The organism is Falsigemmobacter intermedius, from assembly GCF_004054105.1.
In the GTDB taxonomy this organism is placed as follows: Bacteria; Pseudomonadota; Alphaproteobacteria; order Rhodobacterales; family Rhodobacteraceae; genus Wagnerdoeblera; species Wagnerdoeblera intermedia.
This window is the reverse complement of the sequence record NZ_SBLC01000017.1, coordinates 56,415-71,848: the sequence shown is the minus strand read 5'-3', so window position 1 is coordinate 71,848 and position 15,434 is coordinate 56,415. Positions and strand designations below refer to the sequence as shown.

Annotated in this window: 14 protein-coding genes; 12 read left to right on the top strand and 2 right to left on the bottom strand. The window is 62.8% G+C overall.

The genetic code is table 11. The features are described from left to right. Positions 1-55 precede the first annotated feature (55 nt). The 9 genes from EP867_RS12630 to EP867_RS12590 all read left to right on the top strand — a co-directional run bounded on the left by EP867_RS12630 (position 56) and on the right by EP867_RS12590 (position 8,760). Positions 56-1,183, top strand: a complete 1,128-nt coding sequence (locus EP867_RS12630) for a Mu transposase C-terminal domain-containing protein (protein ID WP_128489772.1) — start codon at positions 56-58, stop codon at positions 1,181-1,183. Next, positions 1,180-2,169, top strand: coding sequence for an AAA family ATPase (locus EP867_RS12625; protein WP_128489770.1), 990 nt, complete (start codon positions 1,180-1,182; stop codon positions 2,167-2,169). The genes EP867_RS12630 and EP867_RS12625 overlap by 4 nt, the downstream gene beginning before the upstream one ends. A 211-nt stretch (positions 2,170-2,380) precedes the next feature. After that, on the top strand, positions 2,381-3,151 hold the full coding sequence (locus EP867_RS12620) for a LysR family substrate-binding domain-containing protein (protein WP_128489768.1): 771 nt from the start codon (positions 2,381-2,383) through the stop codon (positions 3,149-3,151). A 150-nt stretch (positions 3,152-3,301) separates the two neighbouring features. Then, positions 3,302-4,651: an LLM class flavin-dependent oxidoreductase gene (locus tag EP867_RS12615; RefSeq protein ID WP_128489766.1), complete on the top strand. Its 1,350-nt coding sequence runs from the start codon at positions 3,302-3,304 to the stop codon at positions 4,649-4,651. A 3-nt stretch (positions 4,652-4,654) separates the two neighbouring features. Next, positions 4,655-5,509, top strand: a complete 855-nt coding sequence (locus tag EP867_RS12610; RefSeq protein ID WP_128489764.1) for a sulfurtransferase — start codon at positions 4,655-4,657, stop codon at positions 5,507-5,509. A gap of 1 nt (position 5,510) precedes the next feature. Continuing rightward, a complete protein-coding gene (locus EP867_RS12605; protein ID WP_164888858.1) occupies positions 5,511-6,902 on the top strand; it encodes an amidase in 1,392 nt (463 codons plus the stop codon). After that, positions 6,899-7,582 (top strand): HAD family hydrolase, encoded by a 684-nt coding sequence (locus EP867_RS12600; protein WP_128489760.1) that lies wholly within the window; start codon positions 6,899-6,901, stop codon positions 7,580-7,582. The genes EP867_RS12605 and EP867_RS12600 overlap by 4 nt, the downstream gene beginning before the upstream one ends. 1 nt (position 7,583) lies before the next feature. After that, entirely contained in the window at positions 7,584-7,964 is a 381-nt protein-coding gene (locus EP867_RS12595) for a Rid family hydrolase (protein WP_128489757.1), read from the top strand. 10 nt (positions 7,965-7,974) lie between these two features. Next, positions 7,975-8,760: a hydroxyethylthiazole kinase gene (locus EP867_RS12590; protein ID WP_128489755.1), complete on the top strand. Its 786-nt coding sequence runs from the start codon at positions 7,975-7,977 to the stop codon at positions 8,758-8,760. Between the two features lie 29 nt (positions 8,761-8,789). On the opposite strand, the gene EP867_RS12585 is transcribed toward EP867_RS12590, so the two are convergent. After that, entirely contained in the window at positions 8,790-10,124 is a 1,335-nt protein-coding gene (locus EP867_RS12585) for an LLM class flavin-dependent oxidoreductase (protein WP_128489752.1), read from the bottom strand. 20 nt (positions 10,125-10,144) lie between these two features. Next, entirely contained in the window at positions 10,145-11,128 is a 984-nt protein-coding gene (locus EP867_RS12580) for an MsnO8 family LLM class oxidoreductase (protein WP_128489750.1), read from the bottom strand. 415 nt (positions 11,129-11,543) lie between these two features. Between EP867_RS12580 and EP867_RS12575 the strand changes: the two genes are divergently transcribed. The 3 genes from EP867_RS12575 to EP867_RS12565 all read left to right on the top strand — a co-directional run bounded on the left by EP867_RS12575 (position 11,544) and on the right by EP867_RS12565 (position 15,398). After that, the gene (locus EP867_RS12575) at positions 11,544-12,506 is read left to right on the top strand and encodes an NAD(P)-dependent oxidoreductase (RefSeq protein ID WP_164888857.1); all 963 of its coding nucleotides are present in this window, start codon (positions 11,544-11,546) and stop codon (positions 12,504-12,506) included. Positions 12,507-12,620: 114 nt separating this feature from the next. Next, entirely contained in the window at positions 12,621-14,258 is a 1,638-nt protein-coding gene (locus EP867_RS12570; protein ID WP_380049862.1) for an FMN-binding glutamate synthase family protein, read from the top strand. 120 nt (positions 14,259-14,378) lie between these two features. Next, on the top strand, positions 14,379-15,398 hold the full coding sequence (locus EP867_RS12565) for an LLM class flavin-dependent oxidoreductase (protein ID WP_128489746.1): 1,020 nt from the start codon (positions 14,379-14,381) through the stop codon (positions 15,396-15,398). The last annotated feature ends 36 nt before the right edge of the window (positions 15,399-15,434 follow it).

The window sequence follows — 15,434 nt, the reverse complement described above, 5'->3', positions numbered from 1 at the left end:
TTTTATATAGGAAATATAATGGTCAGGACAGCGAAATCAGCGCCTTACTTGGGAAATGTGGGTCTATACTGATCATGGCGTTGCGTTCAGGTCCGGCGAGTTCCTCACAGCCACCGGTGCATTCCAAATCACGGTGGAAAAATCGCCGGCCGGAATTCCCCAGATGCGCGGACATATCGAGCGCGCGGTTGGTCGGCTGAATGTCGAAGTCTCGACCGGATCCCCTGGCGCCACCGGGAAGAATATTGCCGAGCGTGGGGATCGCAAGCCTGAGAGAGAGGCTGCACTTACCCTCGATCATTTGCAGCAACTTGTGCTGCTCTGGATCGTCGATGCCTACCATCATACGCCCCATGACGGCCTCGGCGGCACTACTCCGGCTGAGGAATGGGACTCTTACCTGGGCGCTGCTGACGGGCCACGCCCCCTGCCCGAAGATGACGCGATGCGGGTTGTATTCGGCACTCCCGAATACCGCATCGTGCAGCGCCAGGGCATCTTCGCCAACTCCGTGTATTATCACTCCCCGGCACTGGCCGACTGGTTCAAGCGCAACGACGACCGCAGGGTTGAGGTGCGCTCATGGGACAATGACATCGGGGCCATTTCTGTGCTCCTCGATGGCAGCTGGCATACGCTGGAATGCACGGATCCGCGCACCAAAGGCCTGAACGGTGTCCAATGGAGAGCCGCAAAGGCTCGCGCCCGCGGCCTCGCCAAGGCTGCTGATCCGGTTGGCTGCATCCTCAATGCCTACAGAAAGATGGATGCAGTGAAGGCCCATGCCCGGATTTCGCGTGGGCTATACCTCCAGCCTCATTCCCCCGAGGCGCTAGCTGCAGCCGAGCACGACACCACCATGGGCTTCAGGAAGGCTGCCCTTCACGCAAGCGGTTCGTCCGACAAGATGCTGCAGCATCCTGACCAGCTTCCCGGAGAGCCGGTGCCGCGTGCAGACACTGTGAGCGAGCGGCCGCAGGTCGGGGGCCGGATCCTCCATCCTGCTGAGGCCTACCTGGCACGGAAAGGAAGCGAGCAGTCTCACCGGCCGGAAACGCCACCCCCAACATCTCTGCGCACGAGGCCTGCCAGGCCGAACGATCGCGCTGAAACGGCAACAGAAAGCGAGTGGAAGCTCACCCCTGCCCGCAAGCCGGGATCCAAAGGAGACAAACGCAAATGAACACGCAGATCGATACCGCTGTTGAACTGCAATCTCCAGTGCGTCAGACTTCCGTTGACGCTGTGCTGGAGGAGCTCCGGCAGATGCACGTCAACACGGAATGGGATGTCCAACTGCGCCGCCACCTCGATCGCCTGCTTCAAGTCAAAGCCGACGGGGAGCTTTCGGCGCGGCCAGCGCTTTTCGCTCATGGCCGGGAAACAAGGGGTATTCTTGTCACGCACGCGCCAGGGGGGTGCAAGACGACACTCGTCAGCCACATGCTGAGAACACACCCTGCATTCACCAATCGGCAGCACTATGTCGAGGCAACTGTTCCGTCCCCTGCAAAATTAGGTGCGTTGCTGAGGACTATTCTCAGCAACAGCGGTTACAATATCGTAACCCAGAAAGACGAACCCCTGAGCCTGACGGAACAATTGAAACGCCGCTTCGGTGCTCAGCAGACCGGCGTTCTCTGGATTGATGAAGCCCAGGATCTGAAAAGTGTGGGTAAGGACAGCATGCTGAGAACGATCAAGAGTTTCATGCAGGCACCCTTTCCGGTCGTCGTGATCCTGAGCGGCACGCCCGATCTTCTCAAGATCATCGAAAGTGATGAGCAGCTGGACCGCCGGTTTTCCAAGCTGAAATTGCCCATGCTGGATCCCTACGATTACGCCGACAGGATCCTACCGATCATCGGCAGCTATGCTTCTGCAGCTGGCCTGGAACTCGAAATCGCCGATGATTTGCCCCAACGGCTGATCCACGGATCTCGCAACCTCTTTGGCCGCTGCATCGAGAATATCATCGGCGCGATTGAGATGGCTTTGCGTAGCGGCGACACGTCTCTCACGGATTTCCATTTCGCTGACTACTATGAACTTCAGGAGGGATGCAGTCCCGAGAGCAACGTCTACCTCAATGAATATTGGGCCGACATCAGATTTGGAGTTCACGATGAGGAAGGAGCCGCGCCGAGAAAAGCGCATCGGTGGCGCTGACTTCAACCCCGGATAATTTAAGACTGGACGACCAAAGGACCGGCACTTTGCCGGTCCTTTTTTATGTGCAGGGTTACAAGACTGATGCCCAGCCTGGCAGAATATCCCGGAAAGCCTGGCAAAATTACTCTGATCTGCGGAATGCTGCCCATCAAGCAATTGATATTGTTCACTTAAATATCGCCGAATTTGCAGCCTGGCAAAAGTGGTCTTGTTTTTACATCAGGCCTATCTGCGCGAGGTCAGCCCCCTGATTGAGGAGGCCGAGCGCGTCTGGGCGCGCGGTCTCTCAATGGCCTCCGGCGATACCGGGCGGCTGGCGATCGGGTTTACGTTTTCTGCGCTCGAGGGGATGACCCATGCGCTTCTGGCCTTTCGGCAAAGCCATCCGGGGGTCGAGCTTTCCTTTGAGGATATCTCCTCGCAGGCACAGATCCCGATGCTGCGCGAAAAGCGTCTCGATGTCGCCTTTGCCCGCTGGCCGGGACCGCCGGATCTTGGGGCGCGCCTTGTCGCGGGCGACCGTCTGGCGCTGGTTTACCCCGCCGAGCTTGGCGGCGTCATCACCTCAGCCGATAGCCCCGCGCTGGCGGTGCAGCCCTTTATCCGGCTCAAGCCCTCGATCGCGCCGGGATTTGAAGGCACCGTTCAGCGCTTTCTGGACTGGAAAGGCATCAGGCCCCAGACCACCCACCGCGTGAATGAAAGCCTGGTGCAGCTGCGTATGGTTGAGGCGGGGCTGGGCGTGGCGCTGATGCATGCCTCAGCCGTCTCGCATCTGATCGACCCGCAGCGCATCATAGTCCGGGAAATCGAAAGCCCGCCCTCTGGCCCGGTTTTTGACTGGCAGACGGGGCTTTACTGGCGAAAAGACGACCGTAACCCGGCTCTGAGAGCCTTTCTGCGCGTCGCCCGGGACGCGATTGTCGCTCCCGAAGCTCCGAAAAGCCGGGAATGGAAATTCTCCCACGACCGTCCGTGAGAGATAAATCTTTCTCTTCCCGCTTATTCCATAAGTAATCACAAAGCCAAAAGCTTTCTCTGGAACTGTCCCTTCGGGGGGGCGTAATCCGGTCACAGTCGCAGTTGGCGGTGAAGTTCTTTCACCGCGCATCAAGAGGGGCCGTGACCGATGAGCCAGCAGATCCACCTTGCCGCTTTCATGAACGCAGGCCCCATGGGCACCACCGGCTGGCGCCATAAAGATGCCGATCCGGGATTTCTGGGCGCGAATTACTATCGCCGCGTTGCTAAAGTGCTCGAAGCGGCGAAATTCGACCTGGCCTTCATTCCCGACGCACTTTCCATGCCGCGCTCGCTTGGCGGCAGCTTCCGCCCGGCGATCGAATATGGCTCAGGCACGCCACGCCTTGATCCGATGACCATCCTTGGCGTCATGGCGGGGGTGACGGAGCATCTGGGCCTCGCCGCGACCCTTTCGACCGGCTATCATGAGCCCTATAACCTGGCGCGGACGCTGGGCACCTTTGACCATGTGACCGAAGGCCGTGCCGGCTGGAACATCGTCACCTCTTTCCAGGACGCCGAAGCGCAGAATTTTGGCGAGCCAAGGCTGCCGCCGCGCGATGCCCGCTATGCCCGCGCCGAAGAGGTGCTGGAGGCCACGACGCAGCTTTGGGACAGCTGGGACGACAACGCTCTGATCCAGGACAAAGACAGCGGCATCTTCGGCCATCCCGACAAGGTCCGCTCTGTCGATTATAAGGGCCAGTATGTCTCCACCCAGGGGCCGCTGTCGGTGCCGCGCCCGCCCCAGGGCTATCCGCTGCTGATCCAGGCCGGGGCCTCGCCGCGCGGCCGTGACTTCGCCGCACGCTGGGCCGATGTGATCTTCTCCTCCAATGAGAGCCTCGAAAGCGCGGTGGCTTTCCGCCAGGACATGCGCGCCCGCGCCGCCCGCTTTGGCCGCGATCCGGACCAGTTGAAGCTTCTCTGCGCCGCGACCGTGGTGCTCGGTGAAACCGATGCTGAGGCCATGGCAAAGCATGAAGCTTTCGCCGATCTGGTCCACCCGCTCGCGGGCCTGTCGCGGCTGGCCTATCACGTGAATGTGGATCTGACGAAATACGACCTCGACGGCCCACTGCCCGATATCGAAGAGGTGGGCGTGCAGGGCCACTATGAAGAAGTCGTCGAATACGCCCGCCGCACCAATAAGACCGTGCGCGAGATCGGCCGCTGGTATGGCGCGCGCACCGAAGGCAATATGATCGGCGCGCCCCGCACAATCGTCGATGAGATGGAGCGCTGGATGGCTGCCGGTGCCGCCGACGGCTTCATGGTGCAGGCGACCCATCTTCCGGCCGCCTTTGAAGATTTTGCCGCCCATGTCGTGCCGGAACTTCAGCGTCGCGGTCTCTTCCGCACCGAATATGAAGGCCGCACCACCCGCGAGAACCTGGGGCTGAAGCGCCCTGCCCGCGATGAATGGATGAACCGCGCCCAAAAGCGGGAGGGCTGAGCGATGTCCGCATTGGTCGAAGTTGACTGGCTGGTGGCCCATAAAGATCAGGTGGTGCTGCTTGATGCCTCGGTCACGCGGATTGATCGCGGGACAGGCCTGACGGAATTCGCGCCGGGGCCGGAGGGCTTTGCCAAAGGCCATATCCCCGGCGCGCGCTTTGCCGATCTGATGCAGGACTTCTCTGATCCTTCGGCGCGGTTTTCCTTTACCGCTCCGTCGGTTGCGCAGCTTCAGGCGGCGGCGCGGGCGGTTGGCATCAATGACGACAGCCATGTGGTGATTTACGACAGCCTCGGCGGTGCCTATGCCGCGCGGCTCTGGTATCTGCTGCGCGGCCATGGGCTGCGGCAGGTCTCGGTGCTCAATGGCGGGCTGCAGGCCTGGGAAGCGGCAGGCCATCCGCTGGAAAGCGGTATGGGCACTGAAGCAGCGCCCGGCACCTTCACCGCCCGCCCCGCAGAGGGGCTCTTTGTCGGCGCAGATGAGGTGATGGCTCAGGTGAGCCAGGGCGCAGACCCCGCCCGCCCGCTCCTTTGCGCCCTGCGGCCTGAGCAGTATCGCGGCGAGGGCAGTTCCGATCCGCGGCGCGGCCATATTCCGACTTCGCTGAACCTGCCTTATCCGGCGCTTCTGGGCGCGGACGGGCGGCTTGATCCGCAGGCGCTGCCGCAGAAGCTGGCCGATCTGGGGCTCAGCCGCGACATCCGCCCCGTTCTCTACTGTGGCGGCGGCATCAATGCGGCGGGGCTGGCGCTGGCCTTTCATCTGATCGGCCAGGACGATGTGACGATCTATGACGACAGCATGTCGGGCTGGCGCGCCGATCCCGCGCTGCCGGTTGAGGCAGGCGCGTAACATGGCTTTCAAAGACGCATTGCCCGACCTCGCCACCCTGCGGCGGGGCTATCGCAGCGGCGAGTTCACCCCGCTTGATGTGGCGGAATTTGCCCTGAGCCGGGCTGAGGGGGTGCTTGCGGCGCTGAACGGCCTGTCCTCGCTCGACCGCGGCATGGTGCTGAACGAGGCTGAGGCCTCGACCCGCCGCTGGGCGGAGCGGGTGCCGCTCTCGGCGCTCGACGGCGTGCCGATCAGTTTCAAAGACAGCTTTCATATCAAGGGCCTGCCGCGCTGGCACGGCACTGAGTGCCATCCGGGGAAAGTCTCCAACTATGATGCGCTGCCGGTGATCCGCGCGCGTGAGGTGGGGATGATCCCGCTTTGCAAAACCGCCATGCCCGATTTTGCCATGCTGATGTCGGGGTTAAGCTCGCACCACGGGCAGATCGGCAATGCCTGGGATGCCGCTGACAGCCCCGGTGGCTCTTCGTCAGGCGCGGGGCCTTCGGTGGTCCTGGGCGCGGCCACTGTGGCGCTTGGGACCGATATGGTGGGCTCTGTGCGGCTCCCTGCGGCGCTTTCGGGGCTGGCCTCGATCAAGCCGACCCAGGGCCGCATTGCCTATGATCCGGCGGGCAGTTTCCGTTCAGCCGGGCCGATGGCGGCGGATGTTGAGACGGTGGAACTGACGCTCGCAGCCCTTGGCCGCTATGCGGAAGGCGATCATTTCTCGGCCGAAGGCGCGTTTCGGGCGGGCCATGAGACGGAGATCAAAGGCAAAAAGATCGCGCTTTGGCGCGAGTGCGCCTGGGGCGATGCCACCGACAGCGCCACGCTGACGGCTGTGAACCACGCCGCCGATCTGCTCGAAGCCGCAGGGGCTGAGATCATTGAGATCACTGATCTGCCCCTCAGCCCCGCCGATTATGAGGCGGTGCATTGGAACATGCTGCTGATCGGCGCTGCGGATTACTTTGGCCTGCCTGCGGCGGACCGGGGCCGGGTGCATCCGCTGATCGGCGCGCAATACGACCAGCTTCTGGGCAAAAGCGCGATTTTTGCGGCTGAGGTGCAGCATCAGTTGCTGGTGGCCTCGGCCCGGGTCAACGCCTTCCTCAGCCCCTATGATCATGTGCTGTCACCGGTTCTGCCGGTGCGGCGCTTTACGGCGGATCTGCCCTGCCCCGATCCTTCTCTCGGGATGGCCAGCCATCAGGCTTTTGCCTGCTGGTTCAACCAGTTGGGCTGGCCTGCGGCGACGGTGCCGGTCTTTGATCCGCTCGACGGCGGGGTGCCGGTCTCGGTCCAGATCACCGGAAAACGCTTCCAGGACGCAGCGGTGCTGCGCCTTGCCCGCCATCTCGAGGTGGCGCGGGACTTCGCGATCCGCTGGCCGGAGGTAACGGTATGAAAACCCTTGTGATCTTTGACATCGACGGCACGCTTTTGCAGACCGCTGATCTGCATCACCGGTTGATCACCAAAATCCTTGGCGATGACGGTCTGGACGTGACCTTTCAGCCCTGGCCCGCCTATCCGCATTACACCGATATCGGCGTGATCTCAGAGCTTTACCGCCATTTCCATCAGCGGGAACTCACCGCAGAGGACCTGGCCCGCTATGACGCTGCCTATGAAGCCGCGCTGCGCGATCACCTCAGCCACACGGAGGTGCCGGAAGTGGCGGGGGCTGCGGCGCTGATCCGGGATCTCTCGGACATGCCGGATGTGGCCGTGGCCTATGCGACCGGCAGCCTGCGCGGCATGGCGAAGGTGAAACTGGGACTACTGGGCGTTGACGCCGACGGGGCGGCGCTTGCGACAGGGGGCGAATATCTCACCCGCGAAGAGATCGTCACCCGCGCGGTGGCACTTGCCTGCGCGGACGAGCCTCTGCGCGCGGTGATCCTTGGGGATGGCATCTGGGACCAGCGCACCGCCGCCGCCCTTGGCATCCCCTTTGTCGCGCTTGAGACCGGCACCCATGTCTTTGACGACCAACCCGTTCTGACCGTGAAAGATTTCAGCACGCTGAGCGCAGAGGCCCTGGTGGCTCTGGCGCGTCCGGTGACCTTCAGTGAGAGAGTGTAACATGGAAAACCGCATCCGCACCGGCAGCCATTACGAAGAGCTGATGGGCTACAGCCGTGCCGCACTCGGCCAGGGCCAGATCTTTGTCTCAGGCTGCTCTGGCCTGCCCGCTGAGGGTGAGCCGGGAAGCGGCGCTGAGCAGTTCGCCCGCGCCGTGACCAAGGTGGAAGGCATCCTCGCCAAAGCCGGGGCCTCGCTGAAAGACGTGGTGCGCACCCGGGTCTATCTGACCGATGAGACCGAATGGGACGCCCTGGCAGAGGCCCATGGTAAGGCATTTGGCGGGATTTATCCGGCCGCCACCATGGTGCAGGTCGTGCGCCTGATCGACCCGCGCATGAAGATTGAGCTGGAAGTCACCGCCGTTGTGGCGGGCGCATAAGGAGATGAGCATGAAAACCCTCACCTGGGACAGCGAAGCCCCCCGCGCCGAGCTTGCACGTCTGAAGCGCCTGAAGCCCTTTTGCTACGGGATGACCAATTTTGTCGCCGCCAATCTTTCGGCCAATGTTCTGCTGGCCGTGGGTGCGGGTCCGGCGATTGGGGCCGCGATGGACTGGCCGCAGGTTTTTGCGCGTCACGCCTCGGCGGTCTGGATAAATGGCGCGGCGCTGATGAGCGCGGTGACGCCTGAGCAGCTTCGCACCGCCGCCCGCGCCGCCCATGAGGCGGGTGTGCCATGGGTGCTCGATCCGGTCGCCGTGGGCGCGGGTGCGGCGGAATATGACGCCGTGATCAAAAGCCTGCTTGAGTTCCGCCCGACCGCCATTCGCGGCAATGCGTCAGAGCTGGTGGCGCTGGCGGGGGGCGAAGGCGGCGCTCAGGGGGTGGATACCACGCTCTCGTCGGATAAAGCGCTGGCCTTCCTGCAGAAAGTCGCGGCAGATCTGGGCACCATCGCGGCGGTCTCCGGCCCGGTCGATTACATCACCGACGGCCGTGAGGTGCTCGCCGTGCCCGGCGGGGATGCGCGGCTGACCCAGGTGACCGGGGCGGGCTGCTCCCTTGGCGCGCTGATCTCGGGGATGCTGGCCGGCGCGGAGAACCGCCTGAGCGCCGTGGCCGCCGCCCATGCCGTCTATGCCCGTGCGGCAGAGCGGGCCGCAGGCGCGCGCGGCACCGGCAGCTTTGCCATCCGCTTCCTTGATGAGCTGTCGCTCATCGATCCCGCCGAATAACCAAAGGGGGCCGCAGGGCCCCCATTTTTTCACTCCGCTGCCAGATCCAGCCGCGCGGTTTTATAGCGGCTCTCCTTATAGGGCAGCCCCAGGTGGTCGCGCAAAGTCTGCCCCGGCAGATCGCGGCTGTAGCGGCCCCGGGCTTCAAGCTCGGGGATCACCAGGGTCACGAAATCCTCAAGCCCCTCTGCCGAAACCGGGAAGCTGAGGATGAAGCCATCCGAGGCGCCGCTGTCGACCCAGTCGATGATCTTTTCGGCAATCTCCGCGCCGGTGCCGATGAAGGCGGGCTTGGGGGTGGCTGCGGCCAGGGCCACCTGACGCAGGGTCAGCCCCTGGGCTGCGGCTTCCGCCTTGATGCGGTCGGTGGTCGAGCGGAAGGAGTTGCGCCCGATCTCGCCCAGATCCGGGAAGGGCGCATCGGGGTCATATTGCGTGAAGTCGTGATGGTCGAAATAGCGCCCCAGATAGGCCAGCGCTTCGGGCAGCGTGATCAGCGCGCGGATCGCTTCATATTTCGCCTCAGCCTCTTCGCGGCTGCGCCCGACGATGGGCGAGAAGCCGGGGAAGGTTTTCACGTCTGAGCGCGCGCGGCCATGGGCTTCCGCCGCATCTTTGATGCGGGCCGAGAATTTCGCCGTCTCTTCGCGCGACATCGGGTTCATAAAGACGCCGTCGGCATATTTACCCGCCAGATCAATCCCCGCATCCGACGAGCCCGCCTGGAAGATCACCGGCTGCCCCTGAGCCGAGCGCGGCGCATTGAGGGGCCCCGCCACCTGGAAGAAGCGGCCCTTGTGGTTCAGCGTATGCAGCTTCGAGGGGTCAAAGAACTGCCCCGTCTCGCGGTTGCGCACCACGGCATCTTCATCCCAGCTGTCCCAGAGCCCCTGGGTCACTTCCAGATATTCATCCGCGATTTCATAGCGCAGCGCATGTTCGGGGTGCGGGCGCGAGTAATTGAGCGCAGTCCCTTCAAGCGGCGTGGTCACCACATTCCAGGCCGCCCGACCGCCCGAGATCAGATCGAGCGAGGCCAGTTGCCGCGCCACGGTGAAAGGATCGGAATAGGAGGTCGAAATCGTCCCGGCGAGGCCGATTTTTTGGGTCTGGGTCGCGAGCGCCGAAAGGATCGTCATCGGCTCAAAGCGATTGAGGAAATGCGGGATCGACTTTTCGTTGATGTAAAGCCCGTCCGCCACAAAGACAAAGGCAATGCCTGCCGCTTCCGCCTTGCGGGTCTTGCTGATGTAGAACTCAAGGTTCACAGAGGCATCGGCCGGACCCGAGGGGTGCTTCCAGGAATTCATATGCCCGCCGGCACCATGCAGCATAAGACCAAAACGAATGGGTGAGCCTGTCATCGGACTACTCCTGCAAAGGGTCAGGCGACCGCGCGGGCCACGGGCCGCGCGATGAGGGAAATGGAATTGAGCCGCGCCGCCGCTTCGGCCACGGGCTGATCGAGCACGAATTCATGGATGCCGTAGCGCTGGCTGAGGGTGGACAGGTGGTCGTGCACATCTTCCGCCGTGCCCGCCACGATCACCGGCGTGCGCTTTGAGATGTCATAATCGACGGGACCGTATTGGCGGGCATATTCCCGCGCGCCTTCCTCAGAGGTCAGATTGACGCTGTGGCCATCTTCAAAGGTGACTTTCACGAAGGTCAGACCGCCGATCCGGGTCTCGGCCTCCTCCCGCGTGGGGGCGGCAAAGGCGGCCACGGCGAGAACCGGGCCCTCGCCGCGGGCATGGTGAAACAGCGCCGAAACTTTCGCGGTCAGTTCGGGATTTCCGTCCTGATGCCCGGCGTGCACGTAAGACCAGCCAAGGCTCAGCGCCTGTTCGGCACTGGCGAGCGAGCCGCCAAGCAGGAAGGGCTGCGGGCCGCTTTCCGGGCGCGGCAGGATCTCGGCCCCTTCTGCGGGGTCTTTCAGCCAGGCCGCAAGCTCGGTGAGTTTGCGACCGACCTCTGCGGCCGATCCCTCGCGCAGCTCGCGTTGTAGGGCGCGGGTCACCTGGGGCAGACCGCCCGGAGATTTCCCGATCCCCAGATCAACCCGCCCGGGATGCAGGGCCGCCAGAACCGAGAAAATCTCAGCGACTTTCCAGGCCCCATAATTCTGCAGCAAAATGCCGCCCGACCCCACCCGGATGCTGCGCGTCCGCGCCAGGATCTGCGCGATCAGAACCTCAGGCGCCGCAGAAGCCAGACCCGGAAGCCCGTGATGCTCGGCCAGCCAGTAACGGTGATAGCCCAGCCGGTCCGCCAGTTGCGCCGCCTCAAGCGTCGTGCGCAACGCCTCAGCACCGCTCATCCCCCCGGCCACGGGCGATTTGTCTAAAAGGCTCAGGCGATAGAACATGACGGCGCTCCGGCTGGATCTGACTGAGGCCAGTGTGACCTGCGACCGGGCATTGCGTAAATGAACGGGAGCGGTCGATTTTCACCCCCGCGCAGAGGGTTTCTTCTTCGCCCCCGCGCCTTCTGCGGCAGGAAATTCCCCCGAAGAACACTCTTCTCTGCGCATCCCCCCGGGAGAGGGAAATCTTCCCCCCGCTCGTCCGGGGCTTGAGTCGCAGCCACATTTCCTGCCCGTGAAAGTCGCAGATCGCCGCGTCTGTGGCCGCAGTGATGCGCAGCTGAGCAAAATCCGGCAAATGCGGCAAAGCCTTACACTTTACGCTTGTCCCGGAAAACTTCCGCGCCAGACTGCGGCCAAAGCTCAGCATATGGTCCGGCAACGAAGCCCGGGACCAGACGACAGGAAGGCTCCTCAGATGACCCCGCCCCTTCGCATCGCCTATATCCGCCGCTTCGCCGATGCGGAGCTGATCCCCGCGCTCCAGGGGATGGAGAATATCGAAACCGTGGTCCTGAGCGTTGAGGAGGCCATCGCGGGCGGCCTTGCGGGCTGCGATGGTATCGTGGTGGCGGGCGCAAAAGACCTTTGGACGGCAGACTTCGCCCGGGCCGTAGAGGCATCGGGGCTGCGCTTCATTCAGAATATGACCGCCGGATATGACGGCATCGATCTTTATGACCTGCCGGGCATCGCCGTTTATGGCAATGGCGGTGTGCTGGGGGCACCGGTTGCTGAACACGGTATGGCCATGTTGCTGACGCTGATGCGCCGCCTCGATTTCGCGGTGCTGTCGCAGCAGAAAAAAACCTGGGGCCGTAAAGAGATCCCCCCGATCCTGACGCTTGAGGACCGGCGGATGACCATCCTTGGCTTCGGCTCAATCGGGCGGGCTGCGGCAAAGCGTGCCCGGGCTTTTGACATGCAGATCGCCGCGCTGCGCCGCACCGGGGGCAGCGATCCGGAGGCGGATGTCGTCTACAGCTATGACGAGATGCAAAGCGCTTTCGCGCAGACCGATGTGCTCTTTCTTGCGGCTCCTCTCACGGATGAGACCTTCCGCATCCTCAATGAGACCACACTGTCCTGGCTGAAGCCGGGCGCGGTGGTGGTCAATGTCGGACGCGGCGATCTCATCTGCTCAGAGGCGCTGCAGAAAGCGCTGGAAAGCGGTCATCTCGGCGGGGCCTGCCTTGATGTGACCGCGCCTGAGCCGCTGCCCGACAATCACCCGCTGTGGTCGGCGCCCAATGTGCTGATCTCGCCGCATGTGGCCGGTGGCAGTGACCGTGCAGGCGCGAAACTGGCCGCCCATGTGGTCGCCAACCTGCGGCTCCTGCTTCAGGGGCAGCGCCCGGCCCATGTGATCCGCGATCACTGAGGCGCGAGCTTTGCGCAGGACAGGTGCAAGGCTTCCTTAAGGGGGCTATGGTTCATTCAGGTAATTATTTTGCAGATCACCGGCAGACCCGGTGGTCTGAGCTGAAAGCTTACGATGATGCATCTGTCCCTTTTTCGCTACTCAGGCCTCGGGCTTGCTGTGCTTCTGGCGATCTTTTCGGTCTGGCAGGTGGTGAATGGCACCGAATGGGCGGTGCTTCCGGCCCTGATCTGCACGGCGCTCGCGGCTGTCGGCATCCGCGATGTAACGCAGACCCACCACGCCATTTTGCGCAATTACCCGCTCTTTGGCCATCTGCGCTTCATGCTGGAAAACATCCGGCCGGAAATGCGCCAGTATTTTTTCGAAAGCGATCAGGACGAGACCCCCTTCACCCGCGAAGCCCGCAGCCTGGTTTATCAGCGCGCAAAAGGGGTTGAGGACAAACGCCCCTTCGGCACCATGGAGAAGGTCTATTCCGCAGGCTACACTTGGCTCACCCATTCCATGGCCCCCGTCACGCTGAGCAACAGCGATTTTCGCGTCACCATCGGCGGGCCGGACTGTCGCCAGCCCTACAGCGCGTCGATCTATAACATCTCAGCCATGAGTTTCGGTGCGCTCTCGGCCAATGCCATCTCGGCGCTCAACCGCGGGGCCGCGCTTGGTAAATTTGCCCATGACACCGGCGAGGGCGGGATCTCGCGCTTTCACCGCGAGGGGGGGGGCGATCTGATTTATCAGGTGGCCTCCGGCTATTTCGGCTGCCGCAGGGATGATGGCAGTTTCAGCCCCGAGGCCTTTGCCGCCCAGGCGGCTGATCCGCAGATCAAAATGATCGAACTCAAGATCAGCCAGGGGGCCAAACCCGGCCAGGGCGGCATGCTGCCGGCTGCAAAAATCACCCCGGAGATCGCGGAGGCGCGGGGCATTCCCATGGGGCGCGACTGCATTTCGCCCGCACGCCACTCCAGCTTTTCCACCCCGATGGAGATGCTTGAATTCATCCGACAGCTGCGGGAGCTTTCCGGTGGCAAGCCGGTGGGCTTCAAGCTCTGTATCGGGCACCGCCGTGAATTCATGTGCGTTGTCAAAGCCATGCTGGAGACCGGCATCACCCCGGATTTCATCGTGGTGGATGGCACCGAAGGCGGCACCGGGGCCGCACCGCTGGAATTTGTGAACCGTGTCGGCATGCCCATGCTTGAGGGGCTGCACTTCGTTCACAACACCCTGCGCGGGGCCGGCCTGCGCGACCGCATCAAAGTTGGTGCCGCCGGAAAGGTCATCTCTGCCTTTGACATCGCCCGCGCCCTCGCCCTTGGGGCGGATTGGTGCAACTCGGCGCGGGGCTTCATGTTTGCGCTCGGCTGTATTCAGGCGCAGTCCTGTCACACCAACCGCTGCCCGGTGGGGATTGCCACCCAGGATCGTCTGCGCATGAGGGCGCTGGATGTTGATGATAAATATCAAAGGGTTGCGCGTTTTCATCGCAACACCCTCAAATCGCTGGCCGAAATCACCGGGGCTGCCGGGCTGAGCGATCCCTCGGACTTCATGCCCTATCACTTCATGTTCCGCCTGAATGATTCCGGCTTTGATGACGGCAATCAGGCCTTCCCCTATCTGCCCGAAGGATTTCTGCTCACCCCCGGCGATGAACCGGAGCTTAAGGAATGGCGGTCCCGCTGGAACCGCGCCAGTGCCACAACCTTCCAGCCCAAAGAGATCCCGCTGGGCCCCTTCCGGTGATTGGGCCCGCACAGATCACGGTGCATCAATGCACAGAGCCACCCCTTGGTCTGTGCGCCATCCCCCCCTACATAGGGGCCAACGCGCCGCATAACGCAAAAGCGCCTGGGAACCACTGATATGAAAAAGATCGGATTTCTTTCGTTCGGCCACTGGCAGAACACGCCGCATTCCAATGTCCGCTCCGCCTCTGATGTGCTGCTGCAATCGATTGAACTGGCAGAAGCCGCCGAAGATCTCGGCCTCGATGGCGCCTATTTCCGCGTGCACCACTTCGCCCGCCAGCTGGCCTCGCCCTTCCCGCTGCTCGCCGCTGCCGGTGCGCGGACCAAACGGATTGAGCTTGGCACCGGCGTCATCGATATGCGCTATGAGAACCCCTATTACATGGCCGAAGATGCCGGCGCGGCAGATCTGATCTCACAGGGTCGTCTGCAGCTCGGGATCTCGCGCGGCTCGCCGGAGCAGGTGATCGATGGCTTCCGCCACTTTGGTCACATCCCGGAAGAGGGGGAGACCGACGGCGATATGGCCCGCCGCCATGCCGAGACCTTTCTGAAGCTTCTGGACGGCAAAGGGTTTGCAAAGCCGAACCCCCGCCCGATGTTCCCCAATCCCCCGGGCCTTCTGCGCCTTGAGCCGCATTCCGAAGGGCTGCGCAACAGGATCTGGTGGGGCTCGGTCTCTGACGCCACGGCGGTCTGGGCGGCGAAAATGGGCATGCATCTGCAAAGCTCGACCCTGAAGGAAGACGAAACCGGCGAGCCCTTCCACGTTCAGCAGGCCCGTCAGATCCGCGTCTTTAAGGAAGCCTGGAAAGAGGCCGGTCACAGTCACGCCCCGCGCACCTCAGTCAGTCGCTCGATCTTTGCGATCGTCAATGACCAGGACCGTGCCTATTTCGGCGGTCGCCCCGAACGCGATCAGGTCGGCTATATTGAGCAGAACCTGCGCGCCGTCTTTGGCCGCGGCTATGCCAATGAACCTGAAAAGCTCATCGAAGAGCTGAAACAGGATGAGGCCATCGCCGAGGCTGATACCCTGCTCCTGACGATCCCGAATACCCTCGGGGTCGACTATAACGCCCATGTCATGGAAGCCATCATGACGCATATCGCGCCCGCAATGGGCTGGCGCTGACGGGGCCGTAAAGCGCCGGGGGGTCCGGGGGGCAAA